Below are 19234 nucleotides of genomic sequence, written 5' to 3'. Positions count from 1 at the left end.
TAACACCCTTCAACAAATTATAGAGTAACATGAGAAATAAATTACTAGCCTTAGTAGGCAGTGCTTTACTGTCCGGTTCAGCGATGGCAGGTGGTTTCCAGGTTAACCTGGCAAGCCAGCGGCAGATTGGTATGGGCCACACTGGAACAGGTTTGCAAACCGGTACTTCCAGCATTTTCTTTAACCCTGGCGCCCTTAGCCATATCCGCGAAAACGGAGTAACAATAGGTGCAAGCGCCATTAGTTCTCATATTGCTTTCAGAGCTACTGAGCCAACCAATGTTACTGCAGAGGCTGACAACGATTTTGGAACTCCGTTCCAGGTGTATGCCGCTTACAAGGTAGATGACATGTTAACTGTTGGCCTTGGGGTTTATACTCCTTTCGGTAGCGGTGTAAAATGGGGCGACCAGTGGGCAGGACGTTTCGCTTTAAATGAAATTGACCTGAAGGCGATCTTCTTCCAGCCAACGGTAAGCTATAAGATTGGTGATAAGTTTGGTTTTGGTTTAGGCTTTGTGGTGGCTACCGGCGCGGTTAACCTGCAGCGTGTGCTACCTGTACAGAACCAAAATGGTGTTGAAGGCGGCATCGAACTAGATGGCGAGGCTAAGACAGGCTTTGGCGTTAATATCGGTGCTTTCTACCAGGCAACAGAGAAACTTTCTATTGGTATAGACTACCGTTCTAAAATTGAGCTTGAGGTAGAAGGTGGCGATGTGATCTTCACGGATATACCTGCTGCTGCCAGAGCTAACTTCCCAAGCGGCACTAACTTTTCGGCACAGTTGCCTTTGCCGGCTACCCTAACGTTAGGTATTGGCTATAAAGTAAACGAGCAGTTAACGCTTGCTGCCGATGTTAGCCACGTAGACTGGAGTGCTTATGAGGCGCTGCGTTTCGATTTTACAAAGCCTGTGGCTGGCTCAGGTGTTTCTGTGAGCCCTAGAAACTACGATGATGCTTTCATTTTCCGTGTTGGTGCAGAATACCAGATGAATGAGAAGCTTGCCCTTCGTGGTGGCGCCTACTATGACCAGACACCGGTACAAGATGGTTACCTGACACCAGAGACGCCGGACGCCGACTCTCGTGGTCTTTCTGCGGGTGTTGGTTACGCACTTACAGATAACTTCAGTGTAGATGCATCTTTCTTATACATTAACAAGAAAAAGAGAACAGATTCGGCTGAGTTGTCAAGAGGTGTAGCCGGAACCTTTAAGTCAACAGCTTATATTCCTGGTATTGCCCTGAATTACAAATTTTAATTTCCCGAAACAGTCATGAAAAACTTATTTTATAAATCCAGTTTGCTGGCGGTTGCTGCCGGTTTTCTATTAACGAGCTGCGATCCTGAGATAGATGCACCAGATCCATCGGCAGGTCAGGCTAATTTCTCCTCGTACATCGCAGTGGGTAACTCACTTTCTGCAGGTTACCAGGATAACGGTTTGTACCGCGAAGGACAGCTAAACTCCTTCCCGGCTATACTTGCAGACCAGTTTAAAGAAGTAGGAGGCGGAGAGTTTATCCAGCCACTTTTCTCGGAAGCTCAGAAAAACGGTTCGGGTTATCTGCGTCTGGCAGGTTTTACAGCACAGGGTTCTCCTATCCTGTTGCCAGTTACAGACATGTTGGCCATCAGAAGTGTTAACCCTACACTTTACACCAAGTTTACAGGCAAGAACCAGAACCTTGCTATCCCAGGCATTAAGGTAGCAGACATTAAAACTGTTGGATATGGAAGCTCGCAAGGCAATGCTTTCTATGAGCGCCTTGTAGATAATACTGGACTAACTTACCTTGATTATGTGAAGCAGCAGGCGCAGGCTAGCAACTTCACATTCTTCACGAACTGGATGGCAGAGAACGATGTACTGGCATACGCTACATCAGGTGGTGCATTCTCAGGTGGTATGCTAAACTCATCTGCATATGCAATTACACCAGTGAATACGTTTACTCAGAATTATAATGAGCTGTTAAATGCCTTAACTGCAAGCGGTGCTAAAGGTGTTCTGATCAATATTCCAGACGTAACGTCAATACCTTTCTTTACAACAGTTGGCCCATCTGTTAAGCAAACGCTTACTGCTAACAACATACCAGGCATGGTTGCATTAACAGGAAGTGGAAGTACACGTGTACAATTTGCTACTGCTCAGATCAATGCGGCAGAAAATGGCGTGTTCTTTACTTTAACAGGCTCGTCTTATGCTCCTCTTCTTGGTGCCCCGACAGGCAAGTACTGGAGAGATCTTGCCAGACAACTTAGCCCTGATCCTAACCCGTTGGTGGTAAAAGGCTTTTTGGCGCAGATGCTAACAAACTACAGCATTGACACTACGAAAGCTTTTGGTTTTACAGCCCAGAACCCATGGCCTAGCGCATTGCTTTTAGATACTGCAGAAAAAACAGAGGTTTTAAGCACAATCACTGCATTTAACAACCATATCAAGTCGCAGGCTGACGCAAAAGGCCTTGCCTTCTTTGACGCTTTCTCATTCTTCAGATCTATCAGCAACGGATTTATGAGAGATGGTGTGGCGTATTCTCCTGCGTTTATCACAGGTAACCTGTTCTCGCTTGATGGGGTGCACCCAACACCACGCGGGTATGCAATTATTGCCAATGAGGTGATCAAGGCGATTAATGCAAAGTATAATTCTTCGGTACCTCAAACCGATATTACACAATACAGAGCTGTTCTTCTTCCTTAATAAAAAGTTTAAAGTATAAGTAAAGCACCTCCATTCAGGGGGTGCTTTTTTTATGCCTTCATGGCTATGGGAGATAATTAGAAATTACAAAGGGCTGTATAGTATAAACAAAAGCGGCACCATAATCAGGTGCCGCTTTTGTTTAATGATAATCTGCTTGATAAATTTTAGTGTGCCTCCAGCCAGTTTTCGCCTACGCCCAGGCCTACCTCCATCGGTACGCTAAGTTTCAAGGCATTGGTCATCAGTTCCACGATCTTTGGCGTCACGATCTCCACTTCCTCTTTAGGCGCGTCAAAAAGTAATTCGTCGTGCACCTGTAGTATCATCCGTGTTTTCAGGTTTTCCTGCTTCAGGTACTCGTGAATGTTGATCATGGCAATTTTAATGATATCAGCGGCAGTGCCTTGTATTGGTGCATTGATGGCGTTGCGCTCAGCAAAAGCTCGCACAGTCTGGTTGCGTGAGTTAATGTCGCGGAGGTAGCGGCGGCGGCCCAGCAATGTTTCTGTATACTCGAGTTCGCGGGCTTTTTCTATGGCACTGTCCATAAATTCTTTGATAGCCGGAAACTCCTGAAAGTAAGCCTCTATGATATCGGCAGCCTCACGGCGCGGGATTCCCAGGCGCTCTGCCAGGCCAAATGCCGAGATGCCGTAGATGATGCCAAAGTTTACCATTTTGGCTTTGCGTCGCATCTCGCCATCCACTTTGTCCAGGGGCACATTAAAAACCTTACTGGCTGTGGAGGCGTGCACATCAAGGCCATTTTTAAAGGCCTCTTTCATGGTAGGGTCTCCGCTGAAATCCGCCATGATGCGCAGTTCGATCTGGGAATAGTCAGCAGAGATAATTAGGTGCTTGTTGTTGCGTGGCACAAAAGCCTTGCGTATCTCCCGTCCTCTTTCCGTTCTTATCGGTATGTTCTGCAGGTTAGGGTTTGTAGAGCTTAAGCGGCCAGTAGCGGTTACGGCCTGGTTAAAGGAAGTATGCACACGTCCGTCGAGTTCGCAAACCAGTTGCGGCAAGGCGTCCACGTAAGTCGATTTTAACTTGGTGAGCTGGCGGTGATCCAGGATCAGGCGTACGATTTCATGCTCGCCGGCCATTTTGGTGAGTATTTCTTCGCCGGTGGCGTACTGCCCGGTCTTGGTTTTTTTGATCTTGGCCTTGCCGTGCAGTTGCAGCTTATCAAACAGGATCTCTCCAAGCTGTTTCGGGGAGCCGATGTTAAACTGCTCGCCGGCAATCTCAAAAATGCGTTTTTCTATTGTAATGATCTCTGCCTCCAGTTGCTGAGAAATATCAGCCAGCGCATCAGAATCTATACTTATACCTTCCTTCTCAATATCTGCCAGCACCTGCACCAGCGGATTTTCGATATCGTTGAAAAGTTTCATGAGCCCTTGCTCCTTCAGCAGCGGCTCAAAGTATAATTTAAGCTGAAGCGTTACGTCAGCATCCTCACAGGCATAGTCTTTTACTTCCGCAGGATCAAGGTCAGCCATGTTCTTTTGTCCTTTTCCTTTCGGCCCGATCAGGTCTGTGATAGGAATAGGGCTATAGTTGAGGTAAGTTTCGGCAAGTACGTCCATGTTGTGGCGCATCTCCGGCTCCAACAGGTAATGCGCCAGCATGGTGTCGAACAATGACCCTTTTACCTCCAACTGGTAGTTCTTCATTACCAGAATGTCATACTTTATATTCTGACCGATCTTGGCAATGGCAGGGTTTTCCAACACATCTTTAAATTCATCCACGATGCGCTGTGCCTCCTCCGGGTTATCATGCGGCACGGGTACGTAGTATGCTTCGCCGGGGCGGTAGCAGAACGACATGCCTACCAAGGCTGCCGTGATCGGGTCTATGCCCGTCGTTTCCGTGTCGAAAGATATTTCTTCCTGTTTCAGCAGGAAACTGATCAGGTTTTGGCGTAATTCCGGGGTGTCAATGAGGTGGTAGTCTTGCCGGGTTGTTTTAAAGCTACGCATGGCAACAGGCGCAGCCTCTTCTGCGACAGCCTCCTCAGTGTGCGTTGCCACAGCGTCGAAAAGCGAGGTCTGTGCTGATGTTGCACCTCTTGATTTACGTGCGGCGGGCTTTGTGGCAGTACTGGTAGCTGCAGAACCCAGGCTCTGCCCCAACACGCGTTGCGTTAGCTGCCTGAACTCCAACTCAGTGAAAAGCTCTGTCACACGTTCCTCGTTCGGTCCATCGTAATGCAGTGCCTCGGCACTAAAGGAGATAGGCACATCGCGGTGTATGGTGGCAAGCTCTTTGGACATTAGTCCCTGGTCGGCAAAGTTCTCTACGTTCTCTTTCTGCTTGCCTTTTAGCTGGTCAGTGTTGGCGATCAGGTTCTCCACAGAGCCAAAGCGCTGAATCAAGGCCTTGGCAGTTTTCTCGCCGATGCCCGGTATGCCCGGAATGTTGTCCACGGCGTCACCCTGCAGGCCAAGTATGTCTATTACCTGCTCCACGCGCTCTATCTCCCATTTGTCCAGCACTTTCTGCACGTCCCATACTTCAATGGCATTGCCCATAAACGCAGGCTTGTACAGGAAGATATGATCGGTTACCAGCTGGCAATAGTCCTTGTCCGGAGTCATCATGTACACATCAAAGCCTTCTTTTTCGGCCTTGCAGGCAATGGTGCCTATTATATCGTCGGCTTCGTACCCATCCATGATCAGCACCGGAATATTGAAAGCCTCCACGATCTTCTTGCAGTAAGGTATGGCAATGGAGATGTCTTCGGGCTGTGCCTGGCGGTTAGCCTTGTAGTCGGCAAAGTTATCGTGCCTGAAAGTTTTGGCCGCCGAATCAAAAGCTACCCCAATGTGTGTTGGCTTTTCTTTTTGCAGTACCTCTACCAGTGTGTTGGTAAAACCCAGGGCGGCGCCTGTGTTCATGCCTTTGGAATTTATGCGCGGGTTCTTGCTGAAAGCAAAGTGTGCGCGGTATATCAGTGCCAGAGCATCTAGCAAAAACAGTTTCTTACGTGGTTCACTCATGGGGCTAATTTAGTCATTTTTGGGCAGTGTTTTGCTCTTTGAAGTATAAGCTGCTACAGTACCGGCAAATAAGTTTTAAATCATACTTGTGTTACACTTATCTGCCTGTGTATTAACAACACAGTGTGGCCGAATGCTACAAACTGTGGAAAAATTCTACAGTTTTTTAAATCTGACAGGCTGCCTGTTAGTATATCCTTATGCTGTAATTGTCTTATTTAAAGCAAGTTGGCTGGTCTGAACTTTTTTGGCACGATTATGCTTTATGGAGGAAGTACAATTACAAGCTAAACAGGTTCATGAATAAGATATTTGCTTTTGCAGTGTTGCTGATAGTTGCGGGGATTTATACTTCTGCTAGTGCGCAGGCTCCTTATGCTGCCTCTTCGCAGTTGCCGGAAGGTGTGCTGCAGGGCATGCCCGCTGAAGCAGGCAAAGAGCAGATTGCGGTAAATGAATTGCCGAAAGCCGTTAAAAAGGCACTTAAGCACCAGGACCTGAAGCATTGGAACATCAGTGAAGTATACCTGGTAAGGGGCACAGTGCAGCAGCCAGACCCAAAGCCAGTGTACGAAGTGTACTTGACAAACGAAGAAAAGAAAAAATCAGTGGCTCGTTTCTATAAGAACGGAAACGCGGTTACAGGTAAAAGATAAATTTATCTCAGTTTAAACAACGTTAAACGCATTAACTAACCAATTTATGACAAGAAAAAGTGTTTTAGCTGCTACGACTGCATTAAATGGCGGAACCCCGCTGCAGCGTACGGCAAAGCCCAACGCACCGCCAGGTTATACTTTAAAGGTCTGCTGCAAATGCAGCGATCTGGTAAACTGGCAAACCATATGATTCTTTAAAACAAACAGGTACTGTTAATTGCTGGTACCCGTTTCATTAAAGAAGCCAGTGAAGTGGCTGATGCCATTCATATATAAGTTTTAAAGGGGAAGCTTCCGTTGGCGCGGGGGCTTTTTCTTTTTTAGGCCTTAAGCGTAAGGTTCTGCAACCCAAATCCTCAAAATCACGAACAATAGGGTGGTTTTAGCCGTTACAGTCTAGCCTGTTCCCAAACCTAGTTGGAACAGTTGCCAGCCCTATGCACAAAATACTTCTGATAGACGATGACCCAGCCTTTAGCTTGATGCTGAAAGCCTTTTTGCAAAGGCACCAGTATGAAGTGGAGACTGCATTTACAGCCAGCGACGGGTTGCGGTTACTGAGATCTTTTTCCCCGGACCTCATACTTACCGACTTCAGGCTGCCCGATAAAAACGGTCTGGAATTACTTATGCAGATCAAAGCCGTTTCCTCGGAGCTGCCTGTTATACTCATGACCACCTACGCCGATATCCAGACGGCTGTGAGGGCGATCAAAATGGGTGCGCTGGAGTATCTTACCAAACCCATAAACCCCGACGAGACATTGTTGCTGGTTCAGAGTGCTTTAAAAAAGGAGGCGCAGCCCGTACAACAGCCATCGGCGAATGCCGCTTTTGTGCACGGGAAAAGCCCCGAAGCCGAGCAGATAGATGAGTTTATACAATTGGTGGCCCCTACAAACCTTTCGGTGATCATAGAAGGGGAAAGCGGGACCGGGAAAGAGTACGTGGCCAGGACCATACATGAGAACAGCAAGCGCAGCCACAAATCATTTGTTGCCATAGACTGCGGTACCCTCTCGAGGGAACTGGCCGGAAGTGAGCTTTTTGGCTATGTGAAAGGCGCATTTACCGGTGCATTAAATGATAAGAAGGGGCAGTTTGAAGCAGCCGAAGGTGGCACCCTGTTTCTGGATGAGATAGGCAACCTGTCCTATGAGGTACAAGTAAAGCTGCTGCGTGCCCTGCAAGAGCGGAAGATCCGGAAGCTGGGCAGTACCACCGACCTGGAGGTAGACGTGCGTATCATAGCCGCTACCAACGAAGACCTGGCGCAGGCTATCAGTGCCGGGCAATTCAGAGAGGACCTGTACCACCGCCTGAACGAGTTTAAAATCAACATTCCGCCTTTGCGCAACCGAAACGGGGATGTGTTGCTGTTTGCGAAGCATTTCCTGAAGCAGGCCAACCAGGAACTGGAACGACAGGTGAAAGGCTTTGATGCCGCCGCTGAGGACGTGATGCTGCATTACAGGTGGCCCGGTAACCTGCGGGAGCTTAAGAACGTGGTAAAGCGTGCCGTGCTACTTACAAAAGGCGATTTGATTACCATACAGGTGCTGCCACCAGAGGTTGTAAACTATAAGCCTGAACCTGTGAGTGCAAATGTGGGTACAGCAGCGACCGATGTGGCAGCCGAAACCAACCTTAAAAGTATAAATGAGCGCACTGAGCGTGAGTTGATTGTAAGCACACTGGAAAAGGTAAGGTACAATAAGTCCAAGGCGGCGCGTCTGCTCAATATAGACAGGAAAACCCTTTACAATAAGCTTAAGCAGTATAATATAGATGCCTAAACCGTGTTTTCAACAGTCTGGCTAGTTTGCTGTTTTATACGTTCCACTTCCTGCTTTAATGCGCCCAGAACTCGAAGTGCGTTTGCTTCTGTTAAGGTGGCGGCTTCCGTTAAAGCGTTATCGTCTACTTCTGGTAAATGAAGGGCATCCTCCAATATGGCCAGGTGCGGTATCACAGTATCTGCTTTCAGTTGCTTAAATCCGGTAATCATTTTGTGGGCAACAGAGCCTGCCTTATCCCACTCCAAATCAAGGGCATATACTTTTAGCTGCTCCAGGTTTTGCTCGTGCTCCTGCACTAGTAGGTCCAGCACCATAAGCAGCATTTGGGTATCGTCCCCGGTAAAAAGCCTGACATCTTCTATACTATATAACTGCAATGGATGGTCGGGGCGAGCTGTGCTACAATTAGTTGCCTGTACTCCTGAGGCAGGTGGCGTGATTGCCAGAACTGAGGCGAGCAATTGATACATTTCCTCTTCCTTGTAAGGCTTAAGCAAATGGCCTGTAATGGCAGAGCCTTTAAAGAAATCGGGGTCGTTGCTGAGAATATTGGCTGAAAGTGCAAGTATAGGTACCTGCTTGTCGTGTTTCCGGATGGCCCTGGATACAGTTTTGCCACTTACACCGGGCAGTTGCAGGTCAGTCAGTACTACATCAAACTTCTGCTTCTTCACCAGATCAAGGACCTCCTGCCCATCATTTGCTAAGTATACCTGCATGCCCCATCTGCCAAGTATAAGTTCAGCCAACGTTCTGCTATAGGCGTCGTCGTCTATCACCAGGGCCGAATAGCCCTCGAACGAACTTGTTGCCGGTTTAATGTCAGATGTTTTGGTTACGTGTTGCTTTGAAACTACCAGAGATAATACGATGGCAAACGTGGTGCCTTTGCCCGGTTCGCTGGCCACGGTTAAGGTGCCTCCCTGCATTTCCACCAGTTTTTTGCTGATTGAAAGCCCCAGCCCTGTGCCCCCATACTTCCGGAGGATGGAGTCGTCAGCCTGGTGAAATTCTTCAAAAACATACTGTAGCCGATCTTTCGGGATGCCAATGCCAGTATCGCTGACGGTAATGGAGGTGGTGATACGGTTTCGACGCTGGCTTTTTAAATCGATACTTACCTGTACCTGTCCCTCATGCGTGAATTTAATGGCGTTATCAATCAGGTTAAACAGCACCTGTTTTATACGCAGTGCATCGCCTTGCAGGGCATCCGGCATACTATCGGACACAGTGCATGCAAATCTGATATCCTTTGCGGCAGCCTTCAGGGTAAAAGCCTGCTTTAACTCTGTAACAAGTTGTTGCAAGCTAAACGGCCCGGGGTTCAGGTTAAGTTTGCCTGCCTCCAGTTTAGACAGGTCCAGCACATCGTTTACAACATGTAGCAGGTGCTGCCCTGCACTGTTAATGGCTTGTACGTGCTCCTGTTGCTGCTCCTCAAGTGGGGCATGTTGCATTTGCTCGGTGAAGCCAAGTATAACGTTTAGTGGCGTGCGCATTTCATGGCTCATGTTGGCCACAAAAGCCTCCTTTGCCCGGGCAAGTTGCACGGCTTCCTTCTGTGCCCGCACCAGGCTGGATTTATAGTTGTTGCTTCGGGTAATATCACGTAGTATTAGCAGGATAAATGCTACTCCACTTCCCAAACCTACTATACCCACGAGCAAAAGTATAGTAGATGTCTCTTTGGCTTCTTTGCGGGCCTTTACCGAGTTTTGCTCCGATAGTTCTTTCTCGTGCTTTTCCAGGGCGTACATCATGGTCCGGATCTGGTCCATGATCTGCTTGTCTTGCTGCAACAGGGCAAGCTCTTCTGCTTTAAGCATAGCTTCCGTCTGCTCCGACTCGCGCTTTACGTTTTTAAGGATACGGCGCACTTTTGCCAGTTGCGCAACCGGTGCCACCACTTTATTGGTATCTACCTTTACCTCGCGGGTAACATTGATCTCGGGTACGATTACCTGCGGCGGGGTAGTGGTTGGCTGCGTGGCTTTTTCTTTTTTGGAAAACAGTTTGTTCAGAAAGCCTTTTTTATTGTCCCCGGTTTCCTCGTTTGGGCTTGCCTGGTCTGCAGGCTCGGGTTTCAGCCTGTCGGAAATGGTAGTGGTGGTATGTTGCTTTATGGTAGTGGCCAGCGGCTTTGCTTCGGCTGCCGAGGCGATCTGGCGCAGCGCCTTATCGGACGGGTTTAGCTTTTGCTGTTCCCTCTTTAACGCCACATAGCGCTGCATGCTGCGCTGTTTGGCCTTCAGCAGAGCAGAAATGGAATCTATCTGGGCCACATCCGGCTTATTGGCCTGCATCAGAGTCCGTAGTGTATTCAGCTGACTCTCTATGGTGTCGAGGTGGCTTAAGTATGATTTAAAATGCTGTTCCTGGCTTGTTAAGGAGTAAGCCCTGATGGAGCTTTCCGCAGCCGATATGGTCGCCAAAGTATGATGCAGGCTGTTAAGTTTGGTATTAGGCTGCGAAAGCTCATCTACAGAGTTTAGTAGCTGGGTAAAGCTGGTGTAGGTAAAGTATACGGCCACAGCCACTACGCTCAATATCAGCCCGAAGCCTGTAATAACCTTCGCTTTTATACTATCTCCAAAAAGTTTCATTTAGTTATTGGGGATTTTTCCTGCTCTTCTTGCTAAAAGATAAAAACACACAACGCATTCTGGCTTAAAATAATTGCTAATCCTTGAAATTTAGCGAATATCAACGAGGTCAAGTATAATTTTCAACATTAATGTTATCGTTCCGTTAAATATATATATCCATATATTCCCCGAATACGTTAATGCTGATTAGTATTACGCTTGTGTTAGTAAAATATAGTTTTTTCACTTTTAAGTTTTATGTTTATGATTGGCCGCGTTTTAAAAATTCTGTGGGGGCTGCTGTTGCTGTTCGTGTATAACGCAAATAGCCAGGATGTGATCGTGAAGAAAAGTGGGGAGCAGATCATAGGTAAAATAATAGCCCTGGGAGATGAAACGATAGCCTACCGTTATTTCAGCGACGTGAACGGACCTGTGAAGACTTTACCCAAAAGCGAAGTGGCCCAGCTAAAGCTCGTGGCAACCGCTGACCCTGTAGAGGTGTCGGTGCATATGTATACTGATGAAGAGACAAGTATAAACGAGATGGCACAGCTACGGCTGCAGGCTAAGATAGATGCCAACAATTACTACAAAGCAAGGGGCGTGTTCTGGACCACCATGGGCTCCACCATCATACATCCGGCCGCTGGCCTGGCAACAGGCGCTGTGATTTCGGCCGTGCCTCCAGCCATCGATTCAGAGTATAACCCCAACCGCCACCTGATGAAGGAACCTGTTTACCGGGAAGCTTTCCAGAAGCAGGCCCGAAAGCGCAAAATAGGCACAGCAGCGGCTGGCTTTGGAGCAGGTGCAGCCGTGCTAAGCGTTATTTATATGGTAGTCGTGATTGGTGTGGTAGGTGGAGCTTGATTTGTTGTTCGTTAATCGTCGAGCCTGTTTAGAATTTATCAAAATCTACTCTGCCTGCCCTTGCTGCGTGTTTTCACCAGCAAGTACAATAGCCAACGTCTTTTAATTGTTGGTGAAAAACACCAACAATGGCGAGGTCATACTTCTTAACTAAAACTGAAAATAGCTTCATTGTTAGTTAGCCGTTACCCGTTCGTAGAGACGCAATATTTTGCGTCTTGCCGGCTATAGGGAAGATTGTTTCGCTGTTGATTATTGGTTAACCGTTACACGATCGTAGAGATGCAGTGATTCGTTATTCGTTGTTAGTTACTCGTTGTTAGTTACTCGTTGTTAGACTCTATAGAGACTCTATATTTTGCGTCTTACTTGCTAACAGGAAGTACAGTTTAAAGTATAAAAAACGGCTTACAGAAGTATAACCTGTCCCAGTGAATTTTGGGCAGTAAAATGAAGTATAAAAAAACCCGCAGGTTTTCATACGTGCAGGGTTTTTCTTGTCTATCACTGTAAACAATTTTACCAACTACTGCTGGCGCCGCCACCTCCGAAAGAGCCTCCTCCGAAACCGCCGAAGCCGCCACCGCCTCCTCCGCCGCCAAACATGCCTCCGCCTGAACGGAACGTGCCGAAGCCACCAGGTATGATCACGGGGCCGCCGAATGTTCTGGAGTAACGCCTGCCGCCACGGCCGCCCCCGCCTCCCATCTTCGAGAAAATGATCAGCACAAGTATCACGATGATGATAATGAAAATGATGGATGGGCCGCCACCCTCGTCTTCGGTTGCCATGGCCTGGTCTGCCTGGTAAGCACCACTGGCAAGGTCTATGATCAGGTTGGTGGCCCGGTCTAAGCCTTCGTAGAACTGCCCGCGGGCAAAGGCTGGCTTTAAGGTGCGTTCTGTAATGCGCTTGGCAAGGGCGTCGGGTACATACTCTTCCATGCCGTAGCCGGTTTGTATCGTCACGGTGCGTTCCTCTTTCGCAACAAGTATAACCAGACCATTATCATACTTGCCGGAGCCAACTCCCCAGCGTTCGCCGAGCTCAGCGGCATACTGGTTAGGGTCGTACCCTCCGATAGAGGTCATCAGCACCACCGTAATTTGCGTGGAAGTGGTGTCGCTGTAGTTCCTTAGTTTTTGCTCCAGCGCCTGTTCTTCCCTTTCATCCAGCATATCGGCGTAGTCGTTTACCAGCCGGTTGGGCTTTGGCGGGAAATCGTTGCTCTGGGCCTGGGCCAGAAAGCTGATTAAACAGAACTGTAGCAGTAAAAAGATTTTCTTCATGATAACTTAGTCTCCGAACGAAATGTCGTCTTTCAGTTCGTTTACATCGCCTTTCTGGTCATAAGGGAAGTGTGCTTTTAGCTGTTCGCCAGCCATCAGAATTCCCTCAGCCAGGCCTTCGGCGTAATGTTTTTGCTTAAAGTGCTTGATCACATGCGCGGTGATATCTTCCCAGAAATGGTCCGGAACGATGGCGTTTATACCTGCATCACCCAAAACCGCAAACTGATGGTCTTCTAAGGCAATATAAAACAGAACGCCGTTGCGAAGTTTTGTCTGGTGCATGTGCAGTTCGGCAAAAACCTCTGTGGCACGGTCCAGCACATCTTTGTCGCAGTTGCTTTCTATGTGCACCCGTATTTCCCCGGAAGTGTTTTGCTCGGCCTCACGTATGGCCGCTAATATCTTTTCCTCATCCGCAGAGGTTATCGTATCTCGTGGCATAGATTGAATGGTTAAATTGTTGGAGTGTTTAATTGTTAACTCTGCATGAGAGCAGCAATTAAACAGTTAAGCCATTAAACAATTTAATTTTAAAATTCTACTGTAGGTGCCTGTTGTGCGCCGGCCTCAGCCTCAAAATAACCCTTCTTGTCGAAGTCGAACATGCCGGCTACGATGTTGCGCGGGAAGGACCTGATGTATGAGTTGTAATCCTGTACTGTTTCGTTAAACTTACGGCGTTCTACCGCAATGCGGTTCTCTGTGCCTTCGAGCTGGGCCTGTAGTTCCAGGAAGTTCTGGTTTGCCTTCAACTCAGGGTAACGCTCTACAGAAACCAACAATCTGCTTAAGGCGCTGCTCAATTCGCCCTGTGCCTGCTGGAAGCGCTGTATGTTTTCCGGCGTAAGGTTATCGGGGCTGATGTTTACACTGGTTGCCTTTGCTCTGGCCTCTATTACATTCGTTAATGTTTCGCGTTCGAAGTTGGCTGCGCCTTTTACGGTGTTTACAAGGTTCGGAACCAGGTCGGCACGACGCTGATACGCATTCTGCACATTGGCCCAGGCTGCCTCCACGGTTTCGTCTTTCTGTACCATGGTGTTGTAGCCGCACGATGACTGCGATGCCAGAATAACGAAGCCGATCAGATAAAAGAAAAGTTTTTTCATGAGTTTAATTAGTAAGTATGATTTTGCTATACGATTAATAATGTGCTGAAAAGCTATATCAGTACGAATTTAATAAACCTGTGTTGGTTCCGGGCTATAAACATGAAGAAATTAACACCTGAAGATATTAAACCTAAGTATAACTTGTGTTGTAACTACATTGGTAACAGTAATTTAATTGGGTTAACAGGCAGGTATAAATTTATAAACCGGGATAAAATCAATATATTGCATGAAAAGTATAGTTTATGAAAGCAGTTATACCTGTTGCAGGAGTTGGATCAAAGCTTAGGCCGCACACACATACGCAGCCCAAGTCGTTGGTGCCTGTTGCCGACAATACTATACTTGGCCACATCATCGAGAAGGTACTGGATGCCGGTATTACCGACTTCGTGTTTATTATAGGCTACCTCGGTGAAAAAGTGGAGCAGTATGTGCGCGAGAAGTATAAAAACATAAATGCCGAGTTTGTGGTGCAGGAGCCGCGCGAAGGCTTGGGCCACGCCCTCTGGATAGCCCGGCATACCTATGAGCACGACGACAGCCTGCTGATCATGCTGGGTGATGCCATCGTAGACGTAGACCTGAAGCCTATTATTGAGGCACCTACATCGGTGCTTGGCGTTAAGAAAGTGGCAAAACCTTCATTGTTCGGTGTTACGGAGGTAGGCTCTGATGAATACATTGTAAAGGTGGTGGAGAAGCCTAAGATCCCCAAGTCTAACTTTGCGCTGGTGGGGCTGTACAAGATCGTTAACCCAGGCAAACTGATCGCCTCTTTGGAGCACATCATCACCGAAGACCAGCGTACCCAGGGCGAGTATCACCTGACCGACGCGCTGATGCACATGATCAAGCATGGAGAGAAGATCGTGACCTGGAGCGTAGACCATTGGTTTGACTGCGGCAAGAAAGACACCTTACTGGCCGCCAACGCAACGCTGCTTAACCGGTCACATTTCCGGACAAAAGATTACAGTGAGCAGTGCCCGGGCTGTATTATTATACCACCGGTAAGTATAGGCAAGGATTGCGATATCACGAATTCCATTATTGGTCCGAACGTAGCCATTGGTGATAACACCACCATTGCCAACTCCATACTTAGCAATTCCATTATCGGTTCTTACTCGGAGTTGCGCCACGCCGTTATGCACGATTCCATCATCGGCAGCGATGCTTCGTTCAGGGGTTTCAGCCACAGCCTCAACATCGGCGACAGCACCGAGATCAACTTTTCGCAGTAAGATTTTAGGACTCAAGACACAAGTATCAAGATGCAAGACTATACTATTTAAACCCTCTTGATAATAGATTACTAGTTACAGTCGTCTCATGAAAAATACATAGCTGCTCTTTCCAACAAAATCTTGTGTCCTGTGTCTTGATACTTGCGTCTTTTTTTACAAAAACGTCAACTCATTCAGCTGGTCCAGCATCCAGCCGGTGAGGCTGTAGCGGGGGCGGTTTGCGGCCAGCACCTCATGCGGGATCAGGTCGGCGCGGAAGCAGGCCAGGCGGCCGGCAATTGGCAGTATATCCACCTCTTCTTCGGCTCCATCCTTGTTTGGCAAGTATAAACGCAGGTTGCCTCCGTTCTCCGGCTGCCAGTCTTCGTTCAGGTAGCAGATAAACGACAGGCGGCGATGATCGTTGGTTTGAAACTGGTCGAGGTGGCGCTGGTACACAGTCCCCGGAGGGTAAACCGTAAAATGAAACTCGAAGTCTTTCAGGCCCAGAAAACAAGTGCGGTTAATGTAGCGCATTACCTCGTGCATGCGGTCCAGGAACACCTGGGTTGGGGGCAGTGCCTCTGATGGCTCGATCCAGCGAATAAAATCACCCCTTACCTGTTTGTCTACTGTAAACTGATCGGCGGTGCCTATACCGGCTTTCTTAAATGTGCCCTGCTCCTGGTGGTGCAACAGCACTTCCAGCAAGTTACGGACCTCCTCAGGCTCCAGAAAATTGTCGATGATAGCATAGCCTTTCTCTGATAACCTGTCGGCTATCTGTTCAAACTTCTGTAACAGTTTTTCGTCTTCTATTTCTTCTGTCATCTATTCCGGTTTTAAAAGCCTCGCGCTAAGTATAAAAGCGCGCAAAAGTAACGAGTAATGTTATCGGTTGTATACGCAGCCTTTTCAGAATTTGCAAACACACTAAATGTGCATAAGTATGTGAGATATGTGGCGTCGTACAGAAATTCACGTAAAATGCGTATCTTGGTTCATTACACACCTAACTCTAAAACAAAAGAACAGGCAAAGTAATTATGAAAAAGACAACGGCAATTTTGCTGGCGGGTAGCCTTACGGCTGTTTCGGCCTGCAAATCAACGCAAACAGACACAACTGCCACCGGCATGACAACAGAGACCGCAGTAGCGACAAACGTAGAAACCAAAAGCGATTTAGATTACCCGGACACCAAGAAAGTTGAGCAGGTAGACGATTATTTCGGAACAAAAGTAGCCGACCCGTACCGCTGGCTGGAGACGCACAATGAAGCAGTGGATGCCTGGATCGAGGCGCAAAACCGGGTAACGTTTAACTACTTGGATGATATAAAGTTCAGAGACAATATAAAAAGAAGGCTTACCGAAATCTGGAATTACCCAAAGTATGGTGCTCCATTTAAAGAGGGCGGTAAGTACTACTTCTTTAAAAACGACGGCCTTCAGAACCAGAGTGTGCTGTACGTGCAGGAAACACTGGACTCTGAGCCGAAGGTGTTTTTTGACCCGAACAAATTAAGCAGCGACGGTACGGTGGCGCTTACCGCTTTGAAGTTCTCAAAAGACGGCAAGTACATGGCCTACGGTACCTCCAGCGGCGGCTCCGACTGGAACACGTACCATGTGCTGGATGCCGCCACCGGCAAAAAGCTGGATGACCAGATTGAGTGGGTGAAGTTCTCGAGCCCAAGCTGGTACAAAGACGGCTTTTATTACAGCCGCTACGATGCCCCAACCGACGGGAACAAGCTGGCCAAGAAAAATGAGTACCACAAAGTATACTACCATAAAATTGGCACCCCGCAGAGCCAGGACCAACTGGTTTATGAAGACAAGACCAAACCGCTGCGCAACTTCTATGGCCAGACCACAGATGATGAGCGTTACCTGGTTCTGAACGTGTCGGAGGGTGCCAGTGGAGCCAACGCGCTATACTACAAAGACCTGAAAGACCCTAAGTCTACCATCAAGCCGCTTATCGAGAACTTTGAGAATGAGTATAACGTGATCGATAACTTTGGCGACCAGCTGCTGGTGATGACGAACAAGAACGCACCGCGCTATCGCCTGGTGATGATAGACCCTAAAAAGCCACAGGAGTCGAACTGGAAAGTGGTGGTGCCGGAGTCGCAGAATGTGATGCAGGGCGTTTCGTCGGTGGGTGGCCGCATCATCGCCACTTACATGAAGGACGCAACCAGCCAGGTAGTGGTATACGACCAGAACGGCAAGCAGCTGAATACAGTAGAGTTGCCAACCCTGGGCACTGTTAGCGGTTTCGGTGGCGATAAAGATAACAAGGAGACCTTCTTCACGTTTACATCCTTTACTTACCCTCCAACTATTTACCGCTACGATGTTGCCAACAACAAAGTAACCCAGTTCCGCAAAACAGAAGTGAAAGTAGATACGGATGCCTTTGAAACGAAACAGGTATTTTATACTTCTAAGGATGGAACAAAAGTGCCGATGTTTATCGTGCATAAAAAAGGCCTGAAGCTTGACGGTACCAACCCAACTTACCTGTATGCTTACGGCGGCTTTAATATCTCGCTTACGCCAAGCTTTAGCATTGCCAACATGCTGTGGCTGGAGAATGGTGGCGTATACGCTATGCCTAACCTGCGTGGTGGCGGTGAGTACGGCGAAGACTGGCACAAAGCCGGCATGACGCCAAACAAACAAAACGTGTTCGACGATTTTATAGCAGCAGCAGAGTACCTGATCAACCAGAAGTATACTTCGTCGGATAAACTGGCTGTGGCTGGTGGCTCTAACGGTGGTTTACTGGTAGGCGCTTTTATGACCCAGCGACCTGACCTGGCTAAAGTGGCTATACCTGCTGTGGGCGTAATGGACATGCTGCGCTTCCATAAGTTTACTATTGGCTGGGCATGGGTACCGGAGTATGGCTCATCAGAGAACGAGGCGCAGTTTAAAAACCTTTATACTTTCTCGCCACTTCATAACATCAAAAAAGGCGTGAAATACCCAGCAACCTTAGTTAAAACCGCTGACCATGATGACCGTGTAGTACCGGCGCACTCGTTCAAGTTTATCTCTGAGTTGCAGGATAAAGGCGCACCGGGTAATCCATACTTAATAAGAGTGGATGTGCGTGCTGGTCACGGTGCCGGCAAGCCAACATCGCTACTCATTCAGGAATGGGCCGATACCTGGGCTTTTGTTTATAAGAACATGGGTATAAATCCTTATCCAAACCAATAACAACAAGTATAAATCTGCCATTTATACTTCAGCCGCGCTGCCTGCATCTGGTAGCGCGGCTTTTTTGTTGATAACAATAGATATTTTCATATATTTAGATTGAAATGATTTAATATTTAAACCACAGTTAATTTATGGAAACAGAACTTTACGCAGACACGCCGGAACCACAGGCACTCATCCTAAACCTTGCATCAGAAGATTTTCTGATGAATACCGCCAAATGGGGGAAATTTCTGGCTATAGTCGGATTTGTGATGATAGGCTTTATTGTGCTGATGGGCGTTTTCGCAGGCTCTATGTTTGGCGCCATGATGGACACAACCGGTAACTCAGCTGCAGGTGGGACTTTCTTTGTTACGTTTTACATACTTTTTGCGCTGTTATACTTCTTTCCGGTGCTATACCTGTACAAGTTTTCCAACAAAATGCAGGATGCGCTTAAGTATAAAAATGAGGAGCTTATTACAGAGTCGTTCAAAAACCTGAAGTCGCTGTTTAAGTTTATGGGTGTGCTAACCATTGTGATGCTTGGCTTTTATGCGCTCGGGCTTTTGTTTGTAAGTATAGGTGCCGGTATTGGCTCTATGATGTAAATAGCAATATGCAATTGCAGAAAGCACGTCTGGCAACAGGGGTGCTTTTTGTTTTACTGGTAGATTAGTATAACCAGTCCTTCTAAATCAGAGCCCCCGAAAATTGCCTCTATTA

The 19234-nt window shown here is 47.6% G+C and carries 15 protein-coding genes; 9 read left to right on the top strand and 6 right to left on the bottom strand.

Features of this window, described 5'->3' with window-relative positions:
- The first annotated feature begins 29 nt into the window (after positions 1-29).
- On the top strand, positions 30-1268 hold the full coding sequence (locus tag AC4BAP_RS00485; protein WP_490580645.1) for an OmpP1/FadL family transporter: 1239 nt from the start codon (positions 30-32) through the stop codon (positions 1266-1268).
- A 15-nt stretch (positions 1269-1283) separates the two neighbouring features.
- Positions 1284-2720 carry an SGNH/GDSL hydrolase family protein gene (locus AC4BAP_RS00480; RefSeq protein ID WP_490580644.1) on the top strand — a complete coding sequence of 479 codons (1437 nt, stop codon included), beginning with the start codon at positions 1284-1286 and terminating at the stop codon, positions 2718-2720.
- Between the two features lie 167 nt (positions 2721-2887).
- Here the strand turns inward: AC4BAP_RS00480 and polA are convergent, their stop codons facing one another.
- Positions 2888-5734, bottom strand: coding sequence for a DNA polymerase I (polA, locus tag AC4BAP_RS00475; RefSeq protein ID WP_490580643.1), 2847 nt, complete (start codon positions 5732-5734; stop codon positions 2888-2890).
- A gap of 299 nt (positions 5735-6033) precedes the next feature.
- On the opposite strand from polA, the gene AC4BAP_RS00470 reads away from it, so the two are divergent.
- The 3 genes from AC4BAP_RS00470 to AC4BAP_RS00460 all read left to right on the top strand — a co-directional run bounded on the left by AC4BAP_RS00470 (position 6034) and on the right by AC4BAP_RS00460 (position 8189).
- Positions 6034-6390 carry a hypothetical protein gene (locus AC4BAP_RS00470; RefSeq protein WP_490580642.1) on the top strand — a complete coding sequence of 119 codons (357 nt, stop codon included), beginning with the start codon at positions 6034-6036 and terminating at the stop codon, positions 6388-6390.
- Between the two features lie 46 nt (positions 6391-6436).
- Positions 6437-6583 carry a hypothetical protein gene (locus AC4BAP_RS00465; protein ID WP_490580641.1) on the top strand — a complete coding sequence of 49 codons (147 nt, stop codon included), beginning with the start codon at positions 6437-6439 and terminating at the stop codon, positions 6581-6583.
- A gap of 247 nt (positions 6584-6830) precedes the next feature.
- Positions 6831-8189, top strand: a complete 1359-nt coding sequence (locus AC4BAP_RS00460) for a sigma-54-dependent transcriptional regulator (protein WP_490580640.1) — start codon at positions 6831-6833, stop codon at positions 8187-8189.
- Here the strand turns inward: AC4BAP_RS00460 and AC4BAP_RS00455 are convergent.
- A complete protein-coding gene (locus tag AC4BAP_RS00455; RefSeq protein ID WP_490580639.1) occupies positions 8186-10798 on the bottom strand; it encodes an ATP-binding protein in 2613 nt (870 codons plus the stop codon). The genes AC4BAP_RS00460 and AC4BAP_RS00455 overlap by 4 nt on opposite strands.
- Positions 10799-11044: 246 nt before the next feature.
- On the opposite strand from AC4BAP_RS00455, the gene AC4BAP_RS00450 reads away from it, so the two are divergent.
- A complete protein-coding gene (locus AC4BAP_RS00450) occupies positions 11045-11653 on the top strand; it encodes a hypothetical protein (RefSeq protein WP_490580638.1) in 609 nt (202 codons plus the stop codon).
- A 519-nt stretch (positions 11654-12172) separates the two neighbouring features.
- Here the strand turns inward: AC4BAP_RS00450 and AC4BAP_RS00445 are convergent.
- The 3 genes from AC4BAP_RS00445 to AC4BAP_RS00435 all read right to left on the bottom strand — a co-directional run bounded on the left by AC4BAP_RS00445 (position 12173) and on the right by AC4BAP_RS00435 (position 14055).
- Entirely contained in the window at positions 12173-12943 is a 771-nt protein-coding gene (locus AC4BAP_RS00445; RefSeq protein WP_490580637.1) for a TPM domain-containing protein, read from the bottom strand.
- Between the two features lie 6 nt (positions 12944-12949).
- Positions 12950-13387, bottom strand: coding sequence for a TPM domain-containing protein (locus tag AC4BAP_RS00440; protein WP_490580636.1), 438 nt, complete (start codon positions 13385-13387; stop codon positions 12950-12952).
- 89 nt (positions 13388-13476) lie between these two features.
- A complete protein-coding gene (locus AC4BAP_RS00435) occupies positions 13477-14055 on the bottom strand; it encodes a LemA family protein (RefSeq protein WP_490580635.1) in 579 nt (192 codons plus the stop codon).
- 248 nt (positions 14056-14303) lie between these two features.
- On the opposite strand from AC4BAP_RS00435, the gene AC4BAP_RS00430 reads away from it, so the two are divergent.
- Positions 14304-15305 carry a sugar phosphate nucleotidyltransferase gene (locus AC4BAP_RS00430; RefSeq protein ID WP_490580634.1) on the top strand — a complete coding sequence of 334 codons (1002 nt, stop codon included), beginning with the start codon at positions 14304-14306 and terminating at the stop codon, positions 15303-15305.
- 156 nt (positions 15306-15461) lie between these two features.
- Here the strand turns inward: AC4BAP_RS00430 and AC4BAP_RS00425 are convergent, their stop codons facing one another.
- Positions 15462-16118, bottom strand: a complete 657-nt coding sequence (locus AC4BAP_RS00425; RefSeq protein WP_490580633.1) for a 2OG-Fe(II) oxygenase — start codon at positions 16116-16118, stop codon at positions 15462-15464.
- A gap of 215 nt (positions 16119-16333) precedes the next feature.
- On the opposite strand from AC4BAP_RS00425, the gene AC4BAP_RS00420 reads away from it, so the two are divergent.
- Complete coding sequence (locus tag AC4BAP_RS00420; RefSeq protein WP_490580632.1) at positions 16334-18523, top strand: prolyl oligopeptidase family serine peptidase; 2190 nt, start codon at positions 16334-16336, stop codon at positions 18521-18523.
- 134 nt (positions 18524-18657) lie between these two features.
- Positions 18658-19119, top strand: a complete 462-nt coding sequence (locus tag AC4BAP_RS00415; protein WP_490580631.1) for a DUF5362 family protein — start codon at positions 18658-18660, stop codon at positions 19117-19119.
- Positions 19120-19234 lie beyond the last annotated feature (115 nt).

This window comes from Pontibacter sp. GD7, from assembly GCF_058216375.1.
Note: the sequence above shows the minus strand (reverse complement) of the source record. Positions and strands in the feature narration are given on the sequence as shown.

Bases quoted from the DNA above. Each gene is read 5' to 3' on its own strand.
- AC4BAP_RS00450 (WP_490580638.1), top strand. From the start codon at position 11,045: ATGATTGGCCGCGTTTTAAAAATTCTGTGGGGGCTGCTGTTGCTGTTC.
- AC4BAP_RS00435 (WP_490580635.1), bottom strand. From the start codon at position 14,055: ATGAAAAAACTTTTCTTTTATCTGATCGGCTTCGTTATTCTGGCATCG.
- AC4BAP_RS00430 (WP_490580634.1), top strand. From the start codon at position 14,304: ATGAAAGCAGTTATACCTGTTGCAGGAGTTGGATCAAAGCTTAGGCCG.
- AC4BAP_RS00415 (WP_490580631.1), top strand. From the start codon at position 18,658: ATGGAAACAGAACTTTACGCAGACACGCCGGAACCACAGGCACTCATC.
- AC4BAP_RS00470 (WP_490580642.1), top strand. From the start codon at position 6,034: ATGAATAAGATATTTGCTTTTGCAGTGTTGCTGATAGTTGCGGGGATT.
- AC4BAP_RS00460 (WP_490580640.1), top strand. From the start codon at position 6,831: ATGCACAAAATACTTCTGATAGACGATGACCCAGCCTTTAGCTTGATG.
- AC4BAP_RS00455 (WP_490580639.1), bottom strand. From the start codon at position 10,798: ATGAAACTTTTTGGAGATAGTATAAAAGCGAAGGTTATTACAGGCTTC.
- AC4BAP_RS00485 (WP_490580645.1), top strand. From the start codon at position 30: ATGAGAAATAAATTACTAGCCTTAGTAGGCAGTGCTTTACTGTCCGGT.
- AC4BAP_RS00465 (WP_490580641.1), top strand. From the start codon at position 6,437: ATGACAAGAAAAAGTGTTTTAGCTGCTACGACTGCATTAAATGGCGGA.
- AC4BAP_RS00420 (WP_490580632.1), top strand. From the start codon at position 16,334: ATGAAAAAGACAACGGCAATTTTGCTGGCGGGTAGCCTTACGGCTGTT.
- AC4BAP_RS00445 (WP_490580637.1), bottom strand. From the start codon at position 12,943: ATGAAGAAAATCTTTTTACTGCTACAGTTCTGTTTAATCAGCTTTCTG.
- AC4BAP_RS00480 (WP_490580644.1), top strand. From the start codon at position 1,284: ATGAAAAACTTATTTTATAAATCCAGTTTGCTGGCGGTTGCTGCCGGT.
- AC4BAP_RS00440 (WP_490580636.1), bottom strand. From the start codon at position 13,387: ATGCCACGAGATACGATAACCTCTGCGGATGAGGAAAAGATATTAGCG.
- polA (WP_490580643.1), bottom strand. From the start codon at position 5,734: ATGAGTGAACCACGTAAGAAACTGTTTTTGCTAGATGCTCTGGCACTG.
- AC4BAP_RS00425 (WP_490580633.1), bottom strand. From the start codon at position 16,118: ATGACAGAAGAAATAGAAGACGAAAAACTGTTACAGAAGTTTGAACAG.